Raw genomic sequence first — 3,117 nt, forward strand, 5'->3', positions numbered from 1 at the left:
TCTACTCGACGCCTCTCGCGCGGTCTTCTGCAAACCGCTTGCGAAAGGCATCGAAGGTCTGCGTTTCGATCGCCTCGCGCATCTCAGCCATCAATTGCAGGTAGTAATGCAAATTGTGAATGGTATTCAATTGCGCGCCCAGAATTTCGCCGACGCGGTGTAAATGGTGCAGGTAACCGCGGGTGAAATGGCGGCAGGTATAGCAGGAGCAGCTTTCGTCGAGCGGGCGCAGCGAATTGCGATGCTGCGCGTTGCGAATCTTGATGTCGCCGAAGCGTGTAAAGAGCCAGCCGTTGCGCGCGTTGCGCGTCGGCATCACGCAGTCGAACATGTCGATGCCGGCTGAGACGCCCGCCACGAGATCCTCGGGGGTGCCGACGCCCATCAGGTAATGCGGCTTATCGGCCGGCAGCCGCGGGCCGACGTGCTCCAGCACGCGCAACATGTCCTCCTTCGGCTCGCCAACCGAAAGGCCGCCGATCGCAAGACCATGGAACCCGATCTCGGCGAGACCCGCGAGCGATTCGTCGCGCAAGTCCTCGTACATGCCGCCCTGGACGATGCCGAAGAGGGCATTCGGGTTTTGCAGCTTGGAGAACTCGTCGATCGAGCGCTTCGCCCAGCGCAGCGACATACGCATCGACGCGGCGGCGTCGGCGTGCGACGTCGGCACGTCGTTGGTCGCGTACGGCGTGCATTCATCGAACTGCATGACGATATCCGAGTTGAGCGTGCGCTGAATCTGCATCGACACCTCGGGGGACAAGAAGAGTTTGTCGCCGTTGATGGGCGAGGCGAAGGCCACGCCTTCCTCGGTGATCTTGCGCAGATCTCCGAGCGAGAAGACCTGGAAGCCGCCGGAATCCGTCAGGATGGGCCGCTGCCAGCCCATGAAGCGGTGCAATCCACCGTGCGCGGCCACGGTCTCGAGACCCGGGCGCAGCCAAAGGTGAAATGTGTTGCCGAGGATGATCTGCGCCTTGATTTCCTCAAGCTCGCGCGGCTGGATCGCCTTGACCGTCCCGTAGGTGCCGACCGGCATGAAGATGGGTGTCTCGACGACGCCATGATTGAGCGTGAGCCGTCCCCGGCGCGCTTGGCCGTCTGTCGCCAGCAGCTCGAATTTCAGGCCGCCGAGATTGGCGGGTGCGGTGTTGTGATCGACGTGGAAATGACCCTCGGTCATTGAGCGACTCCTGTTGCCACCGGGAATGGGCGTTTCGTCAGATCGGGGCCGGCGCGGCAAGCGCCGGCTCGCGATCGACAACCTTGCATGGGTGTGTACGCCGCCAAGCCCATCCCAACGGCGGCTAAAAACGCAAAATATTGGGCAAGCGACTGGAACAGCGGGAAATGCATGCCTACATGGCGGACGGCCCCTCTGGCTGCGCGCGGCGCGTCAGCAGCATCGCATCGCCATAGCTGAAAAAGCGGTAGCGCGCGTCGACGGCGTGACGGTAGGCTGCGCGTATCGGCTCCATTCCGGCGAACGCAGACACAAGCATCATCAGCGTCGATTTCGGCAGATGGAAGTTCGTCACGAGGCGGTCGACCACCCGGAAACGATAGCCTGGCGTGATGAAGATGTCCGTTTCCGCGGAGCCGGCCGTAAGGGGCCGCCCGGCGGCTTCGGCGTCACGCGCAGCCGCTTCGAGCGCGCGCAGCGATGTCGTGCCGACTGCGACGACGCGCCCGCCTCGCGCGCGCGTGGCCGCGATTTTGTCGACAAGCACCTGCGGCAGTTCATAGCGCTCGCTGTGCATCTTGTGCTCGACAATGTTTTCTACCCGCACCGGTTGAAAGGTGCCGGCGCCGACATGCAGCGTCAACGTCGCGCGATCAATGCCGCGTGCATCAAGCTGTGCCAGGAGGGCCTCGTCGAAGTGCAGTCCTGCCGTCGGTGCCGCCACCGCGCCCGGTTGGCGTGCATAGACGGTCTGATAACGCGTTTCATCCGCCGCGTCGGGATCGTGGCTGATGTAAGGCGGCAGCGGCAAGCGGCCATAGCGCTCGATCAGATCAAGGCAGGCCTCGGGAAAATGCAGCGTGTAGAACGGCTCGACGCGCTCGCCGACGGTCACATCGAAGGCGTCGGCCAGCCGTAGCGTGGTGCCCGGCGCGGGGCTCTTGCTCGCGCGAATCTGCGCGAGCGCTACACGCTCGCCCGTCACTCGCTCGACGAGGACTTCGATTCTGCCGCCCGTCCCCTTCACGCCGAAAAAACGTGCCTTCAAAACTTTGGTGTCGTTAAAAACGAGCAGATCGCCGGGCGTGAGACACTCGACCAAATCGGCCACGTGTCTGTCGACGAGACGCGCAGCCGCGTCAGGACTGTCGCCAGAGGCGACTTCGAGCAGCCGGCTTGCACTGCGCTCGGGCAGCGCCGTCTGCGCGATCAGGTCGTCTGGCAGATTGAAATCGAAATCGGAAAGCGTAAACATATCGCGTTGATCGGCCAAGAGCAGAGCAGTCGACCGCAGTCAGCGCTTTAGCACTTACTGCGGTCCCCCGCAGCGCTATGATCGCGGAAAGTCGGTCGCATGCCGCACGCGCGAAGCCGTGACCAAATTCGATATTGTACTTGCGAAGTTGCCCATGCCCTTATCCCGTCCCCGCTCGCCCGGGCTTGCCGAACATGCCGCGAACCCGGTCGTCGATGCCACCGGCGCTGACGCTCGCGCGTCAAAGCTGGCCGCGCCGCCCGCAGCGGACGAGGGTAAGGCCGAAACGACGACGCTCGGACCATCCCGGCCGGTATCGAAGCCAACAGCGAAGTCCAAGTCAAAGTCCGTATCGGACTCGGGCTCAAAGCGTGCAATGACACACGCCCAGAGCGACAGTGACGCCCCCGCGCCCGAAGCGACCCAAGAGGGGGATTCGGTGCCCGCCGCCGAATCGGCGAGCCGCCGCACCGCAGCGTCTTCGAAAACCGCCAACAAGCTCGCCAAACTCGGGTTGACGCGCGACATCGATCTTGTCCTGCATCTGCCGATGCGCTACGAGGACGAAACCACGCTTACACCGATCGGCGAACTGCTGCCGGGCGAGACGGCGCAGACAGAGGGCGTGGTCGTCGACAACGAGATTGCCTACCGGCCGCGCCGCCAACTCGTGGTG

General features: G+C 63.6%; 2 protein-coding genes and 1 pseudogene. 1 reads left to right on the top strand and 2 read right to left on the bottom strand.

Annotated elements, in window-relative coordinates:
• Nucleotide 1: 1 nt before the first annotated feature.
• Nucleotides 2-1,186 carry a tRNA guanosine(34) transglycosylase Tgt gene (gene tgt / locus VL598_RS05045; RefSeq protein ID WP_325325598.1) on the bottom strand — a complete coding sequence of 395 codons (1,185 nt, stop codon included), beginning with the start codon at nt 1,184-1,186 and terminating at the stop codon, nt 2-4.
• A 175-nt stretch (nt 1,187-1,361) separates the two neighbouring features.
• On the bottom strand, nt 1,362-2,441 hold the full coding sequence (gene queA / locus VL598_RS05050; protein WP_325325599.1) for a tRNA preQ1(34) S-adenosylmethionine ribosyltransferase-isomerase QueA: 1,080 nt from the start codon (nt 2,439-2,441) through the stop codon (nt 1,362-1,364).
• Between the two features lie 154 nt (nt 2,442-2,595).
• On the opposite strand from queA, the pseudogene VL598_RS05055 reads away from it, so the two are divergent.
• A pseudogene (locus VL598_RS05055) lies at nt 2,596-3,117 on the top strand (ATP-dependent DNA helicase RecG); the annotation flags it as partial.

Origin of the sequence: Trinickia sp. (assembly GCF_035492435.1) — a bacterium.
Classification (GTDB): domain Bacteria; phylum Pseudomonadota; class Gammaproteobacteria; order Burkholderiales; family Burkholderiaceae; genus Trinickia.